Here is a 17992-nt window from a genome sequence, read left to right as displayed (position 1 = left end):
AGGATGACGCGCCGGTGACCCCAGCCATCGACGTCGTCGTACCCGTCTACGGCAACTGGCGGCTCAGCAGCGCCTGTCTCGACTCTCTGGCGGCCCAGACCGTGCCGTCCCGCGTCATCGTGGTGGACGACGGCAGCCCCGACGACAGCGCCGCCCGGCTGGCCGCGGCGCAGCCGTGGGCCGAGCTCCTCGTGCTGCCGGAGAACCGCGGGTTCGCCGCCGCGTGCAACGCCGGGATCAGGCACGGCACGGGCGACATCGTCGTCCTGGTGAACAACGACGTCGAGGCCGACCCCGGCCTCCTGGAGTCCCTCGCGGCCGCCCTGGAGGCCGCGCCCCGGGCGGGCAGCGCCGTCCCGCTGCTCACCAAGCCGGACGGCCGGGTGGACGCCTACGGCCTGACCGCCGACCCGACGATGGCCGGTTTCGTGCGCTCGGCCGGCGCCACGGTCGAGGAGGCCCTCTCCGGCGGCGGCCACCGGCTGCTCGGCCCGTACGGCGCGGTCGCCGCGTTCCGGCGCTCGGCGCTGGAGGAGGTCGGCGTGCTCGACGAGGGGATCTTCATGTACGGCGAGGAGCTGGACCTCGCCCTGCGCTTGAGCACCGCCGGCTGGGCCACGGTCGCCGTCCCGGACGCGCGGGGCGTGCACCTGGGTGGCGCCACCTCCGGGCGGGGCTCGGCGACGCAGCGCCGTAGGGCGGGATTCGGCCGCGGCTACCTGCTGCGCGCCTACGGCGTGCTGAGCGGGCGCTACGGCCTGCGTGCGCTCGTCACCGAGCTCATCGTGTGCGCGGGCGACCTGGTGCTCTCGCGCGACCTCGCCTCGACCACCGGCCGGATCGCGGGCTGGCGCGCGGGAGGCCGTGCGGACCGGCGTGCCCGTCGCGTACCCGGCGTCGACCGCTCGATCGGGTTCGTCGCGTCGCTGCGCCTGCGCGTGTCGGACCGGAAGGCGTGAGCGTGACCGACGACCTCCCTCCCGAGATCACCCTGCGTCGCGCGGCCATGTCGCTCGTGACGCTCGTCGGCGGCGTGTCCCTGGCGGTGATCCCGCCGGCGACCATCTCGATCGCGTCGCGGCTGTTCACGCTGCCCGAGCAGGGCGCCATCTCGGTCGCCGCGATGCTCGCCACCTTCGCGGGGCAGCTCACCTTCGCGGTCGTCGTCGAGTCGCGGCTGAGCTCGGCCGGAACGGCCCGCCGCGTCACGTTCCCGCGCTGGCTCGCCGCGCTCGCGCTGCTCGCCGCCGTCGCGGTGGCGATCGGCTACCACTCGGCCGTCGTCGTGTGCATCGCCCTGCCGGTGCTCGTCGCGGCGCTGGAGGTGGGGCGCGGCGTGTCGGTCGCCGAGCGGCTCGACGGCCGCGAGTTCTGGGCGGCGCTCTCGGTCGGGGCCGGGGCCCTGGTCGGCGTGCTCGCCGGGTTCGCCGGCGCGCCGTGGGCGATGATCCCCCTGGTGGCCGGCATCGTCGGCGCGACCATCGTCCGCTCGATGCCCGTCTCGCACGTCGCCTCCGCCCCGGAGCCGCGCGTCATGGCCTGGGTCGTCGCCGACGTCGGGATCACCGGCGGGGTCTATCCGCTGCTCAACACGGCGATCCTCGGGCTGCTCGGGCCGCTGCACGCCGTGCTGTTCGCCTCCATCTCGACGGTCTCCGGCCTGCTCGCGATCCCGCTCAACTTCATGCGCCTCCGGCTGCTCAAGCACCACGCCCCGCTCGACATCCTGCTGTCGGCCGCCGCGACGTTCGGCGCGCTGGTCGTGATCGTGGTGTGCGAGCTGCTGGGGGTGTTCGGGTTCGTGTTCGGCAGCAACTGGACGATCAGCGCGACGCTCGTGCCGCTGATCGCCGCCTGCCTCTGGCGCGCGGCGTCACTGGCGACCACCATCCCGTTCGCGAGCCTGCGGCGGATGGGCGAGGCGAAGCTGCTCACGATCCTGCGGGCCTCGGTCGCGGTCGTCACCTTCGGCGTGACGCTCGCCGTGGTCCCGTCCGGCCAGCTGACCTGGATCTTCGGGGTGCTGCTGCTCGGCGAGCTTCTGCAGGCCGCGACGTACGAGGTCGCGCGCCGCCGCCGCACCGCTGCGCTCGGCGCGGGCGGGATAGGCTGACCGGCGTGCCGCGCATCCTCGTCGACCTGCTGTTCCTCACCGGCGGCAAGGGCGGGATGGAGTCGTACGTCCGCGAGCTCTACAGCGCGATGCCGCCGGGCGACGTGGAGTTCGCCGGCCTGATCTCCCGCGAGGCCGAAGGGCTGGACCTCGGCTGGTTCCCCGGCGAGCTGGTCCGCTCGGGCGTCAGCGGCGAGAACCGCGTGGCCTGGGCGCGCGGGGAGCTGACGGCGCTGTCCGGCTGGGTCCGCCGCACGGGCGCCGCGCTGGTGCACAGCCCCGCGAACGTCGGCCCGCTGCGCGCGCCGGTCCCCGTGGTGCTGACCGTGCACGACCTGCTGCCGTTCGTGCACCCGGAGTGGGTGCCGGGCCGGTACGCGGGCGTGCTGCGCTGGATGATCCGGAGGGCGGCGCGCAACGCCGCCGAGGTGGTGACCGTCAGCGAGGCCTCCCGCGCCGACATCGTCCGCGTGCTCGGCGTCGACCCGTCGCGGGTCACGGCCATCCCGCTGGCCGGGCGGGCGACCGCGCAGGCCGCGACCGGGTCCGGGGCGCGCGACATCGTCCTGACGGTCGGAAACCGGATGCCGCACAAGAACGTCGAGACCGTCTTCGAGGCGTACGCCCGGCTCGCCCCCGCCGCCCGTCCCCGCCTCGTCGTGACGGGAGGGGCCGAGGGCGACCCGCTCCGCCTGCTCGCCGGCCGGCTGGGCATCGCGGGCGACGTGGACTTCGTCGGCTGGGTGTCGGAGGCCGAGCTGGAGGCCCTCTACGCGCGGGCGGCCCTGGTGGTCGTGCCGTCGCGCTTCGAGGGGTTCGGCCTCCCCGTGCTGGAGGCGATGTCGCGCGGCGCCGCGGTCGTCTGCGCCGACATCCCTCCGCTGCGCGAGGTGGCCGGCGACGCGGCGGTGTTCGTCCCGCCGACCGACACGGCGCAGTGGGCCGCCGCGATCGCGCGGCTGTGGGAGTCGCCCGACCAGCGCGCGCAGCGGGCCGAGCAGGGCCTGAACCGCGCCGGCGGGTTCTCCTGGGAGCGGACGAGCCGCCGGACCCTGGAGGTCTTTCAGCGCGTCCTGGCCGCCCGGTAGCGGGCCAGCAGCGCGTCGACGGAGGCGTCCAGCCGCGACGACGCCCTGGCGTCGCGGAACCACACCAGGGTGCTCGTGCGCAGCGCCTCGCCGTCGTCGAGGGCGCGGCCGATCGCGGCGCCGAGCTCCTCCGGCGCGGTGGACGCCGCGACGTAGCCGTTGACGCCGTCGGCGACGAGCTCGGCCGCGGCGTTGTCCTCCCCCGCCACCACGACGCTCGGGGTGCCGTGGGCGGCGGCCTCCGCGACCACGAGACCGAAACCCTCGCGGCGCGACGGGTTCACCAGCACCGCGGCGGTCGCCATCAGCGTCTCCAGCTCGGTGTCGGTCACCCGGCCACGGAGGTCGACCTCCACGCCGGCCTCGGCCGCCGCGGCGAGCAGCGCGCCGGTCTCGGAGCCGGAGCCGGTGACCACCAGGCGGACGCCGGGGTGCTCGCGCGCCACCACCAGCAGCGCGGCCGGCAGCGTCGGGAGCCGCTTGTCAGGGATGTGCCGGCCGGCGAACAACACCCTCCCCGGCTCGACCTCCGGCGCGGGCGTGGCAACGGCCACGGCCTCCGGCACGAGGTCGAGCAGCCCCAGCACGAGTCCCTTGGGCGCGTCGAGGCCGCCGCGGTGCGCGCGCTCCAGCGTGAACCGGCTGTTGACCGTCGCCTCGTCGCTCGCGCGCAGCCCGAGCGACTGCACGGCCCACGCGAGACCGCCGACGAGGAGCCCGGAGTACTCGCGCCACTTGCGCAGCGGCCAGACCTCCAGCCAGTCCGCCGCCAGCCACACCCGGGAGCCGAGCAGCGCCAGGCGCGCGGCGAGCACGTTGAGCGGCGGCAGCGCGCTCACGAGGACGAGGTCGTAGTCGCGGCGCCGGCGGACGAGCGCGCGGAAGACGGCGGCCGCGAAGCCGAGCGCCGCCCCGGTCGTCCGGGTGCCGTCCGCCGTCGCGATCTCGCCGCGCCAGATGGAGTGCACCCGGAACGGCGTCGCCGGGGCCGCTCCGGCCTCCCACTGGCTCCGGGTCAGGTAGTCGACGGCGTGGCCGCGCTGGACGAGGAGCTCCGCGATCGCGCGGTACACCCGCTCGCCGCCGCCGGTGTTCACCGGGTAGAGGCAGTCGTAGACGACGGCGATCCGCAGCGGGCCGTCCCGGTGCGGCTCAGGCATCCACGGCCCGCCGCTCCGCCGACCGCCAGAGCCACCACAGGAACACGACGAACGCCGCAGCCAGCAGTGCGAACGCCACCAGCAGCGTGGGCCAGCCGAGCGGAGGCTGCCACTGCGGCGCCTTGAGCATCGCGCCGACCGGCTTGCCGTTGCCGACGACGTAGCGGCGGAGGACGTAGAACAGCGACAGCCAGGCGAACACGGCGACGAGCGCGCCGACGACCACCGTCAGGCGCCCCGCGGCGAACGCGAGCCGGTCCCCTCCGTCGCGCGAGAGGATCCAGCCGGCCAGCAGCAGCACGGCGAGGTCGAGGAAGAGCCCGTACCTGCCCTGCCAGATCACCCCGGTCTGGTGCACGCTGTATGCCTGCACGACCACCGGGACGGCGAAGGCGGCGACGACCCCCACGGCGAGCGTCAGGACGTCGCGGCGCCGCGAGGCGGTGAACGCCAGCACGACGAGCACCGCGAGGGCGGCGATCGCCGGCCAGAACGCGAAACCGGGCAGAGGGGCGTCGAACCAGCCGAAGTAGCCGAGCGCCTGCGTCGCGAAGGTGGGCGTCGCCCGCACCATGTAGGCCGCGCCCTGCAGGAAGCCCGCGCCCACGATCGGCGCGTCGCCCCGCTCGGCCTGGCCGGAGAGGCTGCCGCCGGACAGCGTCCAGCCGATCGAGAACACGCTGCCGGCGGCGATGATCGCCAGCCAGACGTAGCTGCGCGCCGTCGTGAACAGGCTGCGGGTCGCCCGCCAGCCCACCGCCAGCAGGCAGAGCGCGACGACCAGCACCAGCCACAGCGGGCCGAGCGCGCGGACATTTGCCAGCAGGACGGCCGAGACCGTGACGACGAGCCAGAGGTACCGGCGGGAGAGGGTGGGCGGCGGCGCGAGCGGATCGTGGCTCTCCAGCAGCCTCAGCAGGGCGGGAACGAGCGCCACGGCGGCGAGGATCTCGGCTCCGTTGGGGTTCACCGCCCCGGTCAGGTAGACGACCATCGGCATCGCAGCGAAGGCCAGCGCCAGCGGCACGAACCGCGAACGCAGCGACGCCATCCCCGCCTGCACGCCCCACGCGAACAGCAGCGCGCCGAGCAGGGCGCTCGCCAGGCGCATCGCGAAGATCCCGGCCGGGCCGCCGAACAGGAGGCTCGGCCAGCCGACGAGGTAGTAATAGAGAGGGTTGTAGGTGCTGACCCAGGTCGCCGCCCAGTCGCTGCCCTGGCTGCTGCCGACCGCCACGCCGCAGTCGCCGGGGACCTCCGGGTGGGTCGCGAAGCAGAGCAGCTGGGGCGAGTAGGAGTACTCCTTCGGCAGGTCCATCACGAGCTGCCGCACGCCGGGCTCGCGGTGCCCGACGAGCTCGCCGCGCACCTGCGCGATCGCCTTCACCGCGTGCGCGTTCTCATCCGGGACGGCGTAGACCGGCGACGCCAGCGCCCACACGGACGCCATCGCGGCGTAGAGGGCGAACGCCAGGACGAAGACCAGCCAGGGCCGCGCCGGCCCCGCCCCCGCGCTCACCGAGCGGGCAGGGCGTCGGTGGACGGGGTCTCCGACCGCGCGTCGTCGCGATCCTGTTCGGGCTCGTCGGCCTCCGGCTCGCCAGGGGTCTCCGGACGGTCAGTCTCCGGACGCTCAGCGGTCTCCGACGCGCTGTCGCGCTCCACCCTGCCGGGCGCTGCGGCCCCGGTCACAGCGGCGAGCGTGCCGGCGCGCCAGCCGACCGCGACGACGGCCAGGCCGACCACCAGGGCGATCAGCCAGATCAGAGCGCCGCCCGGCGGGAGCCAGCCCGGGTGCCGGAAGAAGCTGAACCACTCGACGTCGACGCCCAGCGAGTACCGCTTCGTGGTGAACGCCAGCGCCAGCAGCTGCGCGCTGACGACCACGACGGCCACCGTCCAGGTCGCCCGGCGGAGGAACACGGAGGCGAGCACGCCGCGGTCGAACCGCTCCGCCAGCGCCAGGCCGCCGACGATGACGAGCGAGGCGTAGGCGACCAGCGCGTAGCGGCCCTGCCAGATGTAGCCGGAGTGCATCACCGAGCCGGCCTGGGTCACGGCGGGCACCAGGACGAGCGCGGCCGCGGCGATGGCGAACGCGGCGAGGAGGCGTCCCCGCGCGATCACGAGCGCGACGAGCGCGACGCCGCCGGCGAGCGCTCCCCAGACGGCCACGACGTAGCCGGGCGGGAACGTGTCGAGCCAGCCGAAGACGCCGACGAAGCCGGGGTCGATCGAGCGGTTGAGCACCATCGTCACGAACGCGTAGTACCACGGCGTCGTGCCGGCGCCCGGGTAGGTGCCCATCGCGTTGAGGGTGTTCGTTCCGAGGATCCAGGCGATGGCGAAGCCGGTCGTCACCGCGATGCCGCCGAGCGCCACCCAGGTGCTCGGGCGGCGCAGCAGCTCGGGCAGCCGGCCGGGGCGCGCTCCGACGAGCGCGATGACGCCGATGATGGCGACCCAGAGCGGCGAGAGCCCGCGCATGTTCGCCAGGATGGCCGCACTGACCACCGAAAGCGTCAACAGGAGCCCGCGCCCCGCAGACCCCTCCCCGCGCACGAGGGCGAGCAGCAGCGAGAGCAGGGCGACGCCCGAGGCCACCTCCAGCCCGTTGGGGTTCACGGAGGCGTTGAGGAACAGCACCATCGGCGTGGCGACGGCGAAGGTGACGATGCCCGCGAAGAACGGGATGCCGAGGCGCCGCAGCGCGACGAAGCCGAGGGCCAGGAACGCCGAGCAGAGGATCGCGCCCATCGCGCGCATCCCGAAGACCGCTGCCTTGGCGTTGTCGGTCAGCAGGCTGGGCCAGCCGACGAGCGTGTAGTACACGGGGTTGTAGAGGCCGGCGGAGGTCTCCGCCGTCGCGTCGGGTCCGCTCGAGAAGACGCCCTGGCAGCTCGCCGGCTTGTCCTGCTGGAACGCGAAGCACGGCCACTTGCGGGCGTTCGCGAGGTCACCCGGCACGGTGACCTTGGTGGTCGCCGGCTCGTTCGTGGTGGCGCCGATCAGCTCGCCGCGCACCACCGAGGCGGCCTTGATGATGTGCGACGGCTCGTCGGGGCTGGCCCCCAGGGGGGTCGAGACCGCCCAGGCGCCGGAGGCGAGCGCGAGGCCGAGGAACACCAGGAGGCCGGACAGCCACGGGCGCGCGCCGACGGAGGACAGGAAGCGGGACATAGACGACTTTCTGGTTATGGTCGGCACTTAGCTTACGAGAACCGACCTGCATCCCAGCGCAACGTTGCCTCCCGGCCCGGTATTGATGGCGTAGACGCAGACCGTGTGCGTCCCCGGCGCGGCCGTGATCGTCTGGTCGAACCCGTGCGACGCCCCGTACACCGGGTAGATCGCGCCGACGTCCGACCGCTGCCTGTCCGCCTGGTAGGGGGCGCCCGTCGCGTCGACGTAGATGTGCACCGTGATGGGGGCGACGGTGTCCGGGTCGATCGTCCAGCCGGTGGTGCGGATGCCGCCGGCGACGGCCTGCACCGAGTCGAGGTTGCCGATCGGCGGACGCCCCTGGTCGGCGATCACCGTCGGCACGGCGACGCCCTTGCAGCCGAGCACGACGTTTCCGCCCGCGCCGGTGTTGATCGCGTAGACGCAGACGGTGTGGTTGCCGCCGCCGGCCTTGAGCTGAGCGGAGAAGCCGTGCCACGATCCGTACGCCGGGTAGACGCGCGCCACGTCGGCACGGGTGCCGTCGGCGGTGAGCGCCGTGCCCGCGCCGTCGATGTAGACGTGCACAGGAATGGACGCGACGGTGTCGGGGTCGAGCGCCCAGCCGGAGACGCTGACGGTCCCGTCGGAGGCCACGGAGATGTTCTCGAGGTTGCCGATCGGCGGCCGGCCCTGCTCGGTCACCGTGCCCTGGACCACGACCTGCTTGCAGCCGAGGAGGGTGTTCCCGCCCGCACCGGTGTTGATCGCGTACACGCAGACGTTGTGCGGCCCGATCGGCGAGGTGACCTGTGCGGAGAAGCCGTGCGCCGGACCGTAGTCCGGGTACAGCTTGGCGACGTCGGCGCGGAGGCCGGAGGCCGTGAAGGGGGTGCCCGTGCTGTCGACGTAGACGTGCACCTTGATCGGCGACGCCGTGTCGGGGTCGATGGCCCAGCCGCTCGCGCTGATCGTCGACCCCTGGGTCGTGATCGACTCGAGCGCGCCCACCGGCGCCCGGCCCTGCTCGGGGATCGCGCCGGGGCGCACGACGTCCTGGCAGCCGAACGAGGCGTTCGCGCCGGCGCCGGTGTTGATCCCGTAGACGCAGATCGTGTGCGGTCCCGGGGAGAGGACCGGGGTGTTGAGCTGGTAGCCGTGCGCTCCGCCGTAGTCCGGGTAGAGCGCGGCGACGTCCGCCCGCACCTTGTCCGCGGTGTAGGCCACGCCCACCCCGTCGACGTAGAGGTGGACGGTGATCGGCGTCGTGACGTCGGGGTCGATCGCCCAGCCCGCAACCGTCGCGGTGCCGTCGGCGTTCTGGGTCGCGGCCTCCATCGACCCGAACGGCGACCCGCCGTAGAGGGTGAGGGTCTGGCAGCCGAGCACGGTGTTCCCGCCCGAGCCGACGTTGATCGCGTAGACGCACACCTGCTGCGGCCCGCTCTGCGTGACCGGTACGGTCGCGTTGAACCCGTGCTGGGTCCCGAGGCCCGGGTAGGCGGCGGCGACGTCGGAGCGGGTCAGGTTCGCCTGGACCGGGGTTCCGACGGCGCCGACGTAGACGTGCACAGTGATCGGCGCGGACGTGTCGGGGTCGATCGCCCAGCCGGACACCTGGACCTTGCCCGGCGATCCCTTGAGCAGCTCGATGTTGCCGAACGGGTTCCCGCCGCCGACCGGGTCGCCGAACCACTGGTTGTAGTAGACCCAGAAGTTGCGGTTGCCGTAGCTCGAGCAGGCCCCGCCGACGCCGTACAGGTTGGCGAGCGCGGCCGGATCGGGCTGGTACGGCGTGTAGTAGTAGAGCGCCGCCGTCGCCTTGTTCTTGATGGTGATGACCGGGGCGCCGCAGTCCGGCGGCGGGGTGGTGCTGTACCGCACCGCGACGGGCGAGCCGACGGGGAACCAGGTGAAGTAGTTGGAGGTGCCAGGCGGGTTGCCGTAGCGAACGAGCTGGTGGGCTGCGCTGTAGATCTGGTTGAACAGCCCGTAGTACGTGGTGTCGCAGGCCGACGTGTCCGGGCAGGCGTAGCCCATCGCCTTGTAGATCTGGTTGGTGGTCGGCGATGACGTGGTGACCAGGCCCTGCTCCTTCTGGAGCGTGACGAGGATGACCTTGGCGCTGATGCTGCACGCCTGCTGGACCTTGAAGATGATGGCCGCCGCGGACTCGGTGCCCCCTCCGGCGTAGGCCTGGCACATCGCGTCCGCGGCCTTGCTGGAGGTCGGGAACTGGCCCGAGGTGAGGCACTGGCTGTTCCCGCAGCCGGCCTTGCTGGAGAGGAAGGCCTGGATGTCCGCCTGCGTCATCGCGGCGGAGTCGTAGAAGTTGGCGTCGGAGATGATCTCGCCGGGATCGAACTGCGAGCCGTCGAGCGCGTGCGCAGGCGTGGGCTGGCTCAGACCGCCGACCAGCGCCGCCGAGACGGCGAGGACGAGGGCGACAGCGCATGCCACGATGCGTTTCGGAGGCATTCCGGTACTCCTACCCGGTGAGCTGAATGGCCCCAGTGAGACCCGCAGGATGGAACGTTTGTTCCACCATATTCCGCTTCCGGCGAAATACATGCGTTTGTACACGCCCAGCCGCCGGATCGAGCACCCCCGGTTCGGGTGACACGGCTCAGGCCGAGCCGGCCTGCTTCCGGCGCTCCGAGCGCGCCTTGTACCGCTCCATCACCGCGGAGACCCCGCCCTCGCGCAGGTAGTACGCCGCGCGGTCGATGTCGCGGCGCAGCCCGGTGCGCGGCGTGATCGTGACCTTGCGGACGGCGCCGCCCGAGGCCTTCGACGGCTCGCGGTCGGCCGCGGGGACCGGGTTGCGGCAGAACTCGACGAGCGGCGCCAGCGTGCGGCTCCAGCGGAACTCCTCGCGGACGCGCGCCACATTGGCCCGCGCGCTCTCGCGGGGGCCCGCCTCGTAGAGCAGCCGCTCGAGCGCGTCCGCGAGCGCGTCGACGTCGCGCTCGGGGACCGACGCGCCGAGCTCCTGGGCGGCGACGAGGTCGCCGAAGGAGTCGCCCTCGGTCGTGACGATCGGCAGGCCGGCCCAGAGGTAGTCGAGGATGCGCGTGCGGAACGAGAAGGTCGTCTCGACGTGCTGGAAGTGCGTGGAGACGCCGAGGTCGGCGTCGAGCAGGTAGTCCTGGCGCTCCTCGTACGGAACCCAGCTCTCGTTGAAGAACACCGAGCTGCCGAGCAGCCCGAGCTCGGAGGCCAGCGCGCGCGAGCGGCTCACGGCCTCCATCTCCGGCACGTCCGGGTTGGGGTGCTTGACGCCCATGAAGAACAGCCGCAGGTCGCTGTGCCGCTCGCCGACCCGTGCGACGGCGCGGATCAGGGTCTCCGGGTCGAACCAGTTGTAGATGCCGCCGCCCCAGACGATCACCTTGTCGTCGGCCCCGATGCCGGGGACCGTCCCGCGGATCGCGTGCCGCGACTGGACGGGGTCGGCGCCGCTGATCCCGAACGGCGCGATCGCGATCAGCGAGTCCAGCTCCGAGTCGCGCGAGTAGGTGAACGCGTTGATCCGGCCGAGGGCGGCGAGCTGGCCCAGCCAGAAGTGCCGCTGCCGCTCGCTGGCGCAGAGGAAGAAGTCGCCGCGCTCCAGCTGCTGGTTGAGGGTGCGGGTGGCGTCGTCGATCTGGGTGTTCCACTGGCCGAACGACTTGCCGCGGCCCTGCTCGAGCTGCTCCAGGTGCATCGGGTCGTAGACGTCGACCACGAGGATCTTGTTCGACTTCGCCAGCGCGGGGAACAGCGCCAGGGCGTTGCCCTGGAAGACGATCACGTCCGCCCACTTCTCGTGCGGCGCCATCGTCGACGGGCGGTGGTGGGAGACCGTGGCTAGCTCGAAGGGGGCGTCGAGCCGCTCGACCGACGTCATCGACACCAGGCGCACCTCGTGCTCGTCGGAGAGCGCCTCGGCGATGTGCCAGGCGCGGATCGCGGGCCCCGCCATCCGCTGGCCGATCGGGTCCCCGGTGATGACGAGGACGCGGCGTCGGTCGGTACCTGCGAGAACGTCCATGCTGCCCACGATCTTGGCATAGCCGTCGAGGTAGGAGTCGATCGGGTACGCCGGCTCGTCGACCTTGCCGAACAGCGACAGCAGGGCGCGGTCGCTGCGCACCCTGCTCGCCTGGATGGCGTTGCGTTTGTCCGTCATCTGCGGCAGCAGCTCGACGAACCGGTCGATGGCGAACACGCCGGCCATCGTCGACTTGGACACCTCGAGCGCCGGCTGGTCGTCGCCGCCCGGGTTGCGGAGGTCGAGGGCGGCCGAGTCGAGGCCGCCGCGGGCGACCGAGCGGCGCACCGCGAGCAGCACCGCCGCGGCGAGGGTGTCGTCCAGCAGCTCGTCGCCGAGGTTCTTGTAGAGCGTGTAGAGGGCGTTGCGCTCCAGCAGGTACTCCTCGCGGAAGTTCCCGAACTTCTTCATGGTGGCGTGGTGCTTGTGGTACGCCAGCGAGGCCGGCTGGAAGCGGAACCGGTAGCCGAGCAGGTTGAGCCGCCAGCCCAGGTCGACGTCGTCGTAGAACATGAAGAAGTCGTCGTCGAAGCCGCCCAGCGCGTCGAAGACGTCGGCGCGGATGAACATCGCGGCGCCCGTGCCGAAGAGCACGTCCTTCTCGACGTCCCACGACCCGCGGTCCTTCTCGCCGGCGTGCGGCTTGTAGCCCATCCCGTACCAGGTGATGGCCCCGTCGACGTAGTCGACCTCCTCGCCCTCCCAGTCGAGGACCTTGCTGGCGACGGCCCCGATGTCGCGGCCGGCGGCGAAGGTGTCGATCGCCGCGCTGATCCAGTCGGCGTGGGGGCGCGCGTCGTTGTTGAGGAACGCGATGAACTCGCCGGTCGCCGACGCGACGCCGAGGTTGCAGCCTCCGGTGAAGCCCAGGTTGGCGCCGGAGTCGATCAGGACGATGTCGTCGCCGAGGGCGCGGAGCTTCTCGAGGCTGTCGTCGCCCGAGCCGTTCTCGACCACGACGATCTCCAGCCGGTCGGCGGGCCAGTCGAGGGCGCGGAGGCCCGCGACGCTCTCGACCGTGTCGTCCGCGCCTCGGAAGTTCACCAGCACGACGGACACGACACCAGGGCGGCGCTTCTTCATCCGGTCACATTCCTCTCGTCCGGCATCGCGCCCGACTGTAGGCCGTGGCGCGACCGCCGGAAAGTCTAGCGGCCACCCCGCGGGCGAACCTGGGTCCGCTCCGCGGTCAGACCGGGACGCGCGCGATGCTCCGCAGCGCGCCGAGCAGCTCTTGCGGCGCGAGCGCGGCGGCGCGCTCCGCGGACCGACGGCCGTTGGCCGCGAGCTCCGCGCGGTGGGTCGCGTCGCCGAGGAGGTCGTCGAGCGCCCGGCCGAGCGCCTCGTCCGACCCCGGGTCGACCAGGAGGGCGTTGTAGCCGTCCAGGACCTCCCAGGTTGTGCGCGGGTTCGCTGCGCCGACGAAGGCGCCGCCCGCGGCCATCAGCGACAGCGGGACGGCGCTGTGCGCGAACTCGCCGAGCGCGATCACGACGGCCGGGCGCAGCGCGGCGAGCCGGGCCGCGTCCTCAACGACGTCGGCCTCCGTCAGGTGCTCGACGCGGGCGCCCCGCGCGTAGACCAGGCCGTCCAGCCGGGCGCGCCCTGCGGCGTCGAGGCCGACGGTGACGATGAGCGGCACCGGGGACGCCTCCCCCGCCACCGGCTCGGGAAGCGTCAGGGCGGGGACCACCCGGTGGCGCACCTCCCAGGCGGTCTCGGCGCGCAGCTGGTCCGCCGTCCAGCGGTTGGGTGCGATGTAGTCGAACTCGGGACGGTAGCCGGCGACGATCGACATCTGTAGGGCGGGGTCGGCAGGATACGCGCCGCTCTCCACGCCCGGCAGCAGGTAGATCGGCTTGCCGGCCGCCAGCGTCGACAGCCAGACGGTCTCCGCCGCACCCCAGTCGGCGCAGACGACGAGCGACGGCTCTGCGGAGAGCAGCGCCACGAGCTCCTCGTCGGCGCCGGTCGCCGCCTGCTCGTGCAGGCGCGTCTCCAGACCGGCCGCGGTGAGCGCGGCCACCTGCTCGCGAACGTAGCGGCGCCAGGAGGCGGGGGCGGCCGGGCTGAGCACGACGTCGGCGCGCAGCGGCTCCTCGACCGTGCGCTCCAGGAAGAGCCCGCGCCAGCGGCGCCAGAAGTGCCGCATCGAGGCGAGCTCGCGCGCGCCCTGGCTGTAGCCGCGGGAGGCCGACTCGTGGTGGATGAGCAGCGACTGCGGCTCGTACCAGCACCGGATGCCCGCGCTCCACGCCTGCAGCCCGTAGTCGACGTCCTCGAAGCCGAGCCAGTACGTCTCGTCCAGGCCGCCGAGGGCCTCGTACGCCTCCCGGCGCACGTAGACGCACGCGCCGGAGATCGATCGGTTGTAGCCTGCGACGTTGGCGAGCGGCCGGGTCGCCGCGCTGCCGACGTAGAGGTGCCCGAACCACTGCGGTGCGAGCACCCGCGCGTAGTAGGTGCCGCCGTATTGGATGCGCCCGTCCGGATACACCAGCTTCGGGCTGACCAGGCCGATGGCCGGATCGCGCCCGTACGCGGCGAACTGCAGCGCGTCGAGCCAGCCGGGCTGGGCGACGATGTCGGAGTTGAGCAGCACGAGGTCGTGCTTCGCCTGCGCCATCCCGACGTTCACCGAGACCGCGAAGCCCATGCGGCGCTCCTTGAACACGATCCGCACGCGCTCGGACTCCAGCTCGCGCAGGCGCGCGCTGTTCTCCGGCTCGCAGTAGTCGTCGACCACGATCACCTCGTAGTCGAAGCCGGCCGCCGTCTCCGCGACGCTCGCCAGGCACTCGGTCAGCAGCGGGACGTCGTTGTAGCTCGGGATGACGATGCTCACCGGGCGGCGGTTCGCCGCCGTCCAGGCGAGCACGGCGGGGTCGACGTGGAGGCCGTGCGTATTAGTCTGGAACGAGCGATCGGCCAGGGGCTTCCGCAGCCTGTCCTTCAGGCCGGCGGGCATCCGGGTGGCGATCGATCGTGCGGCAGAGCTGATCGTGGTGCGATTCATGACATCCAAGCGCTGAGTGAGAGAGTCGGTTATCAATGGTACAGACAGCCCCCTCGCGCGTCGGCGAGCCCCGGCTGCTCGTGGTCGCCGGCGACGTCGTCGGCAAGCGGATGGCCGGCCCGGGCATGCGCGCGGTCGCGGTGGCCAGGTCGCTCGCGCCGGAGATGGCGGTCACCCTCGCGCTCGGGGTCTCCGGCAGCGTGGCGGTGGAGGTCGACGCCCCCGGCGTCACTGTGACCTCGTACTCCTCGCGCCAGGAGCTGGAGCTGCTGATCGCGGCCTCCGACGTCGTGTTCTGCCAGTTCATCGACACCAACGTGGCCCGGCTCGCCGTGGAGCGCAACGTGCGGCTCGTCTTCGACCTCTACAACGCGCTGCCGGTGGAGACCGTCGGCGCCGAGGTGATCAGCGGCTTCAGCGACGCGGTGGGCAAGGACCGCGAGTACCGCGAACTGCTCAAGTATTTCCGGTTCTGCGCCCAGGCCGGCTCCTACTTCGTCGCGTCCAACGAACGCCAGCGCGACTACTGGCTGGGCTACATCATGGCCGCCGGCGGCCTGCTGCCGAGCACGCTCGAGGCGCGGCCGCTCGATGCGATCATCGGCCTCGCGCCGTTCGGCATGGAGGAGCACGAGCCCGTCCAGGCCCGGCACGGGCTGCGCGGGCAGCACGGCATCACGGACGACGACATCGTCGTGCTGTGGGCAGGCGGGATCTGGGACTGGTTCGACGCCGAGACGCCGATCCGGGCCATTGCGGCGCTGGCGGAGGAGGACCCGCGCTACAAGCTGGTCTTCTACGGCACCGTGCACCCCAACGCGACGATCGGCCGGCCTCCCGCGGTCGCCAGGGCGCAGGCCGTCGCCGCCGAGCTGGGCGTGCTCGGGACGTCCGTGATCTTCCTCGACGAGTGGGTGCCCGCCGGCGAGCGCGCCGACTACCTCCTCGACGCCGACCTCGCGATCTCGGCGCATCGGGACTCGCTCGAGACGCACTACTCGTTCCGCACCCGCATCCTCGACCACTTCTGGGCGACCCTGCCGAGCGTGGTCTCGCAGGGCGACTGGTTCGCCGACTACATCGAACGCGCCGGGCTCGGCGTCGCGACGCCCATCGGCGACGTGGCGGCCACGGCCGACGCGATCCGCTCGATCGCGACCGACCGGGAGACCGCGGCCGCGATGCGTGAACGGATCGCGGCCATCCGCGACGAGTGGCGCTGGTCCGCGACCACGAAGCCGCTGCGCGACCTGATCCTCGGCTCGCTGCGGGAGTACCCGGAGCCGACCCTGCTCTCCAGCGTGTCGGCCGACGCCCTCCCGGAGGTCGCCGCGTCGCCGCCGACGGGCTGGCGCGCCACCGTCCGGCGGAGCAGGGCCTGGGCGGTCGGGGCGAAGGCGAAGCGCCGCGTGCTGCGGCTGGTGCGCCCGGCGCGATAGCGGGGCGCCCCGGCTTATTCCACCGTGTTGTAGTACTCCGCCAGCTCGTCGGTGACGACGGGCCAGGTGTAGCGCTCCGCAGTCTTCAGCCCCGCCTCGCTGAGCCGGCGGCGCAGCTCGGGGTCGCCGAACAGCCGGCGGATGGCCGCGGCGAGCGCGTCCGGATCGTTCTGCGGGACGATCAGGCAGTTGACCTCGTCCTCGCAGAAATCCCGGTTGCCGTGCGAGTCCGTCGCGATCACCGGGCAGCCGGCCGCCATCGCCTCCAGCTGCGGGAGGCCGAAGCCCTCGTGGATCGAGGTCAGGACGAAGACCGTCGCCTCGTTGTAGAGCTCGTTGACGCGCCGGTGCGACGGCCGCAGCTCGTAGTGGACGCGCTCGTCCACGAGGAGGTCGGGCTCGTACCCGAAGAGCTGCAGCCGCGGCCGGTCGTCGCCGAGCGAGCGCCAGGCTTCGGCGGTCATCGCGAAGTTCTTCTGGAAGAACGAGCGGCCGAGGGCCAGGACGGTGTCGTCCCTGCGCTCGACGCGGGTCAGCGGGTGGAACACCCGCGGGTCGTAGCCGACGGGGATCAGGGTGGAGTCGACGCCGATGTCCGCGAACTCCTCCGCCTGGTACGAGCCCGTCGTCAGCAGGTCGAACTCGCGGCGCGCGCTGGAGGCGACGGCCGCCCGCGACAGGGCCTGCGTGGGGTAGAACCAGGTCTCGAACTCCTGCGCGTAGCTCACCGGGATGCCGGTGACGACGCTCGCGAGCCAGACCACCTGCTGTGTCTCCCACCAGGTGGCGACTTTGATCGCCTCCTCGTCGCGCAGGGCCATCAGCAGGTCGAAGTAGTTGCGGAAGGTGGTGACCGGGATGGCGAGCTCCGTCCACTCCGGATGGTTCTCCAGCGACCAGATCTCGACATCGAAGCCACGCACCGCGAGACCCTCGGCCTCCTCGAACACCACCCGGATGCCCCCGGAGATCGTGGTCGCGTTCAGCACGAAGATGATGCGCCGCCGGCCGTCCTCCCCGGTGACGCGCCGGTCGGTGAGCCACCCGCGGTGCACGTCCGTCACGGCCGGGGTCGGCAGCGAGGCCCGCGCCAGCCGGACCGGGCTGTAGCTCAGCGTGCGGATGTTCTGCTGCCAGGCGCGCGCGACGAACAGCGACACGTCGTCGTCGATGGTCGTGGCGAGCTCGGCGTCGGTGCTGCGCGCGACCACGACGTCCACCGCCCACGAGCGGATGAGGGTGCCGTGCGCGAGCGCGGTCAGCGAGTAGCGCGGGATGGCGTCCTGTCCGAGATCGTGGCGGGGGCTGCCGGTGGAGGCGAACTCCCCGCGGCCGCGGTCGTAGTCGAAGCCGGGGTGCACCACGCCGTCGACGAGGTAGGCGGGGGTCGCGATCCCGACCTCCCGGTCGTGGTCGTACGTCCACGCCGCATGCTGCAGCCGGAGGACGTCGAGCGGGGACGGAGTCCCGGCGTCCGCGTCGACCAGCAGCAGGTCGCACTGCCGCCAGTGGCGTTGCACCCAGCGCAGGACGTCACGGAACCGGGTGGTGCCGTCCGCCTGTAGAAACTCGCAGGTGGTGTAGACCACGGGGTCCAGATCGGCGAGGATCGGAGCGGCCGCCGCGGGCAGCAGGACGTGCGCGGGGAGCAGTGCGCGCAGCTCACGCACCCAGCCGACCTGGTCGGGCGTGAGTGTGCCGTAGACGGCGACGACGAGCGGGACGCCCTCCTCCGACAGCCACTGCTCGGCGGCGGAGATCGGCAGTTCGGTGCTGAGCCCGTTGGCGTAGCGGAAGGCGGGGCGCGGCATCTCCGGGCGCGGCGGCTTCCTGCGGAGCCCGGCCGGGTCGACGCCCGCCCGTTCCAGACCGCGCTTGGCGATCACCTTCACCGTGTTCTTCGACTTCTGAATCAGACCCACGCCAACAATCCCAACTGCCCCCGATAATCCCCGAAGCGCCAACCCCAGGCGCACGTCGG

General features: G+C 72.6%; 11 protein-coding genes. 4 read left to right on the top strand and 7 right to left on the bottom strand.

What is annotated here, in order from left to right:
- The first annotated feature begins 14 nt into the window (after positions 1-14).
- The 3 genes from ACFRFH_RS14200 to ACFRFH_RS14190 are packed head-to-tail and all read left to right on the top strand — an operon-like array spanning position 15 to position 3201.
- Positions 15-959, top strand: coding sequence for a glycosyltransferase family 2 protein (locus tag ACFRFH_RS14200; protein ID WP_382463648.1), 945 nt, complete (start codon positions 15-17; stop codon positions 957-959).
- Positions 960-961: 2 nt separating this feature from the next.
- Entirely contained in the window at positions 962-2113 is a 1152-nt protein-coding gene (locus ACFRFH_RS14195) for a hypothetical protein (protein ID WP_382463647.1), read from the top strand.
- A 5-nt stretch (positions 2114-2118) separates the two neighbouring features.
- Entirely contained in the window at positions 2119-3201 is a 1083-nt protein-coding gene (locus ACFRFH_RS14190; protein WP_382463646.1) for a glycosyltransferase family 4 protein, read from the top strand.
- Here the strand turns inward: ACFRFH_RS14190 and ACFRFH_RS14185 are convergent.
- The 6 genes from ACFRFH_RS14185 to ACFRFH_RS14160 form a co-directional block, all read right to left on the bottom strand.
- Positions 3177-4361: a glycosyltransferase family 4 protein gene (locus ACFRFH_RS14185; RefSeq protein WP_382463645.1), complete on the bottom strand. Its 1185-nt coding sequence runs from the start codon at positions 4359-4361 to the stop codon at positions 3177-3179. The two genes, ACFRFH_RS14190 and ACFRFH_RS14185, sit on opposite strands and share 25 nt — an antisense overlap.
- Entirely contained in the window at positions 4354-5880 is a 1527-nt protein-coding gene (locus ACFRFH_RS14180; protein WP_382463644.1) for a DUF2142 domain-containing protein, read from the bottom strand. The genes ACFRFH_RS14185 and ACFRFH_RS14180 overlap by 8 nt, the downstream gene beginning before the upstream one ends.
- On the bottom strand, positions 5877-7541 hold the full coding sequence (locus ACFRFH_RS14175) for a DUF2142 domain-containing protein (protein WP_382463643.1): 1665 nt from the start codon (positions 7539-7541) through the stop codon (positions 5877-5879). The genes ACFRFH_RS14180 and ACFRFH_RS14175 overlap by 4 nt, the downstream gene beginning before the upstream one ends.
- 27 nt (positions 7542-7568) lie before the next feature.
- Positions 7569-10001, bottom strand: coding sequence for a hypothetical protein (locus tag ACFRFH_RS14170; RefSeq protein ID WP_382463642.1), 2433 nt, complete (start codon positions 9999-10001; stop codon positions 7569-7571).
- Between the two features lie 148 nt (positions 10002-10149).
- The gene (locus tag ACFRFH_RS14165; protein ID WP_382463641.1) at positions 10150-12639 is read right to left on the bottom strand and encodes a glycosyltransferase; all 2490 of its coding nucleotides are present in this window, start codon (positions 12637-12639) and stop codon (positions 10150-10152) included.
- A gap of 106 nt (positions 12640-12745) precedes the next feature.
- Positions 12746-14572 carry a glycosyltransferase gene (locus ACFRFH_RS14160; protein WP_382463640.1) on the bottom strand — a complete coding sequence of 609 codons (1827 nt, stop codon included), beginning with the start codon at positions 14570-14572 and terminating at the stop codon, positions 12746-12748.
- Between the two features lie 35 nt (positions 14573-14607).
- Here ACFRFH_RS14160 and ACFRFH_RS14155 point away from each other — a divergent pair, with 35 nt between their 5' ends.
- Positions 14608-16011: a hypothetical protein gene (locus ACFRFH_RS14155; protein WP_382463639.1), complete on the top strand. Its 1404-nt coding sequence runs from the start codon at positions 14608-14610 to the stop codon at positions 16009-16011.
- Positions 16012-16025: 14 nt separating this feature from the next.
- Here ACFRFH_RS14155 and ACFRFH_RS14150 read toward each other — a convergent pair whose 3' ends face one another.
- Positions 16026-17933: a glycosyltransferase gene (locus ACFRFH_RS14150; protein ID WP_382463638.1), complete on the bottom strand. Its 1908-nt coding sequence runs from the start codon at positions 17931-17933 to the stop codon at positions 16026-16028.
- Between the last annotated feature and the right edge of the window lie 59 nt (positions 17934-17992).

Source organism: Leifsonia sp. NPDC056824, assembly GCF_042789575.1.
Classification (GTDB): domain Bacteria; phylum Actinomycetota; class Actinomycetes; order Actinomycetales; family Microbacteriaceae; genus Leifsonia.
The sequence above is the reverse complement of the archived record's forward strand: the minus strand, read 5'-3'. Positions and strand labels throughout refer to the sequence as shown.

Excerpts from the sequence above, each read along its gene's own strand:
- ACFRFH_RS14185 (WP_382463645.1), bottom strand. The coding sequence starts at position 4,361 with ATGCCTGAGCCGCACCGGGACGGCCCGCTGCGGATCGCCGTCGTCTAC.
- ACFRFH_RS14175 (WP_382463643.1), bottom strand. The coding sequence starts at position 7,541 with ATGTCCCGCTTCCTGTCCTCCGTCGGCGCGCGCCCGTGGCTGTCCGGC.
- ACFRFH_RS14170 (WP_382463642.1), bottom strand. The coding sequence starts at position 10,001 with ATGCCTCCGAAACGCATCGTGGCATGCGCTGTCGCCCTCGTCCTCGCC.
- ACFRFH_RS14165 (WP_382463641.1), bottom strand. The coding sequence starts at position 12,639 with ATGAAGAAGCGCCGCCCTGGTGTCGTGTCCGTCGTGCTGGTGAACTTC.
- ACFRFH_RS14160 (WP_382463640.1), bottom strand. The coding sequence starts at position 14,572 with ATGAATCGCACCACGATCAGCTCTGCCGCACGATCGATCGCCACCCGG.
- ACFRFH_RS14155 (WP_382463639.1), top strand. The coding sequence starts at position 14,608 with ATGGTACAGACAGCCCCCTCGCGCGTCGGCGAGCCCCGGCTGCTCGTG.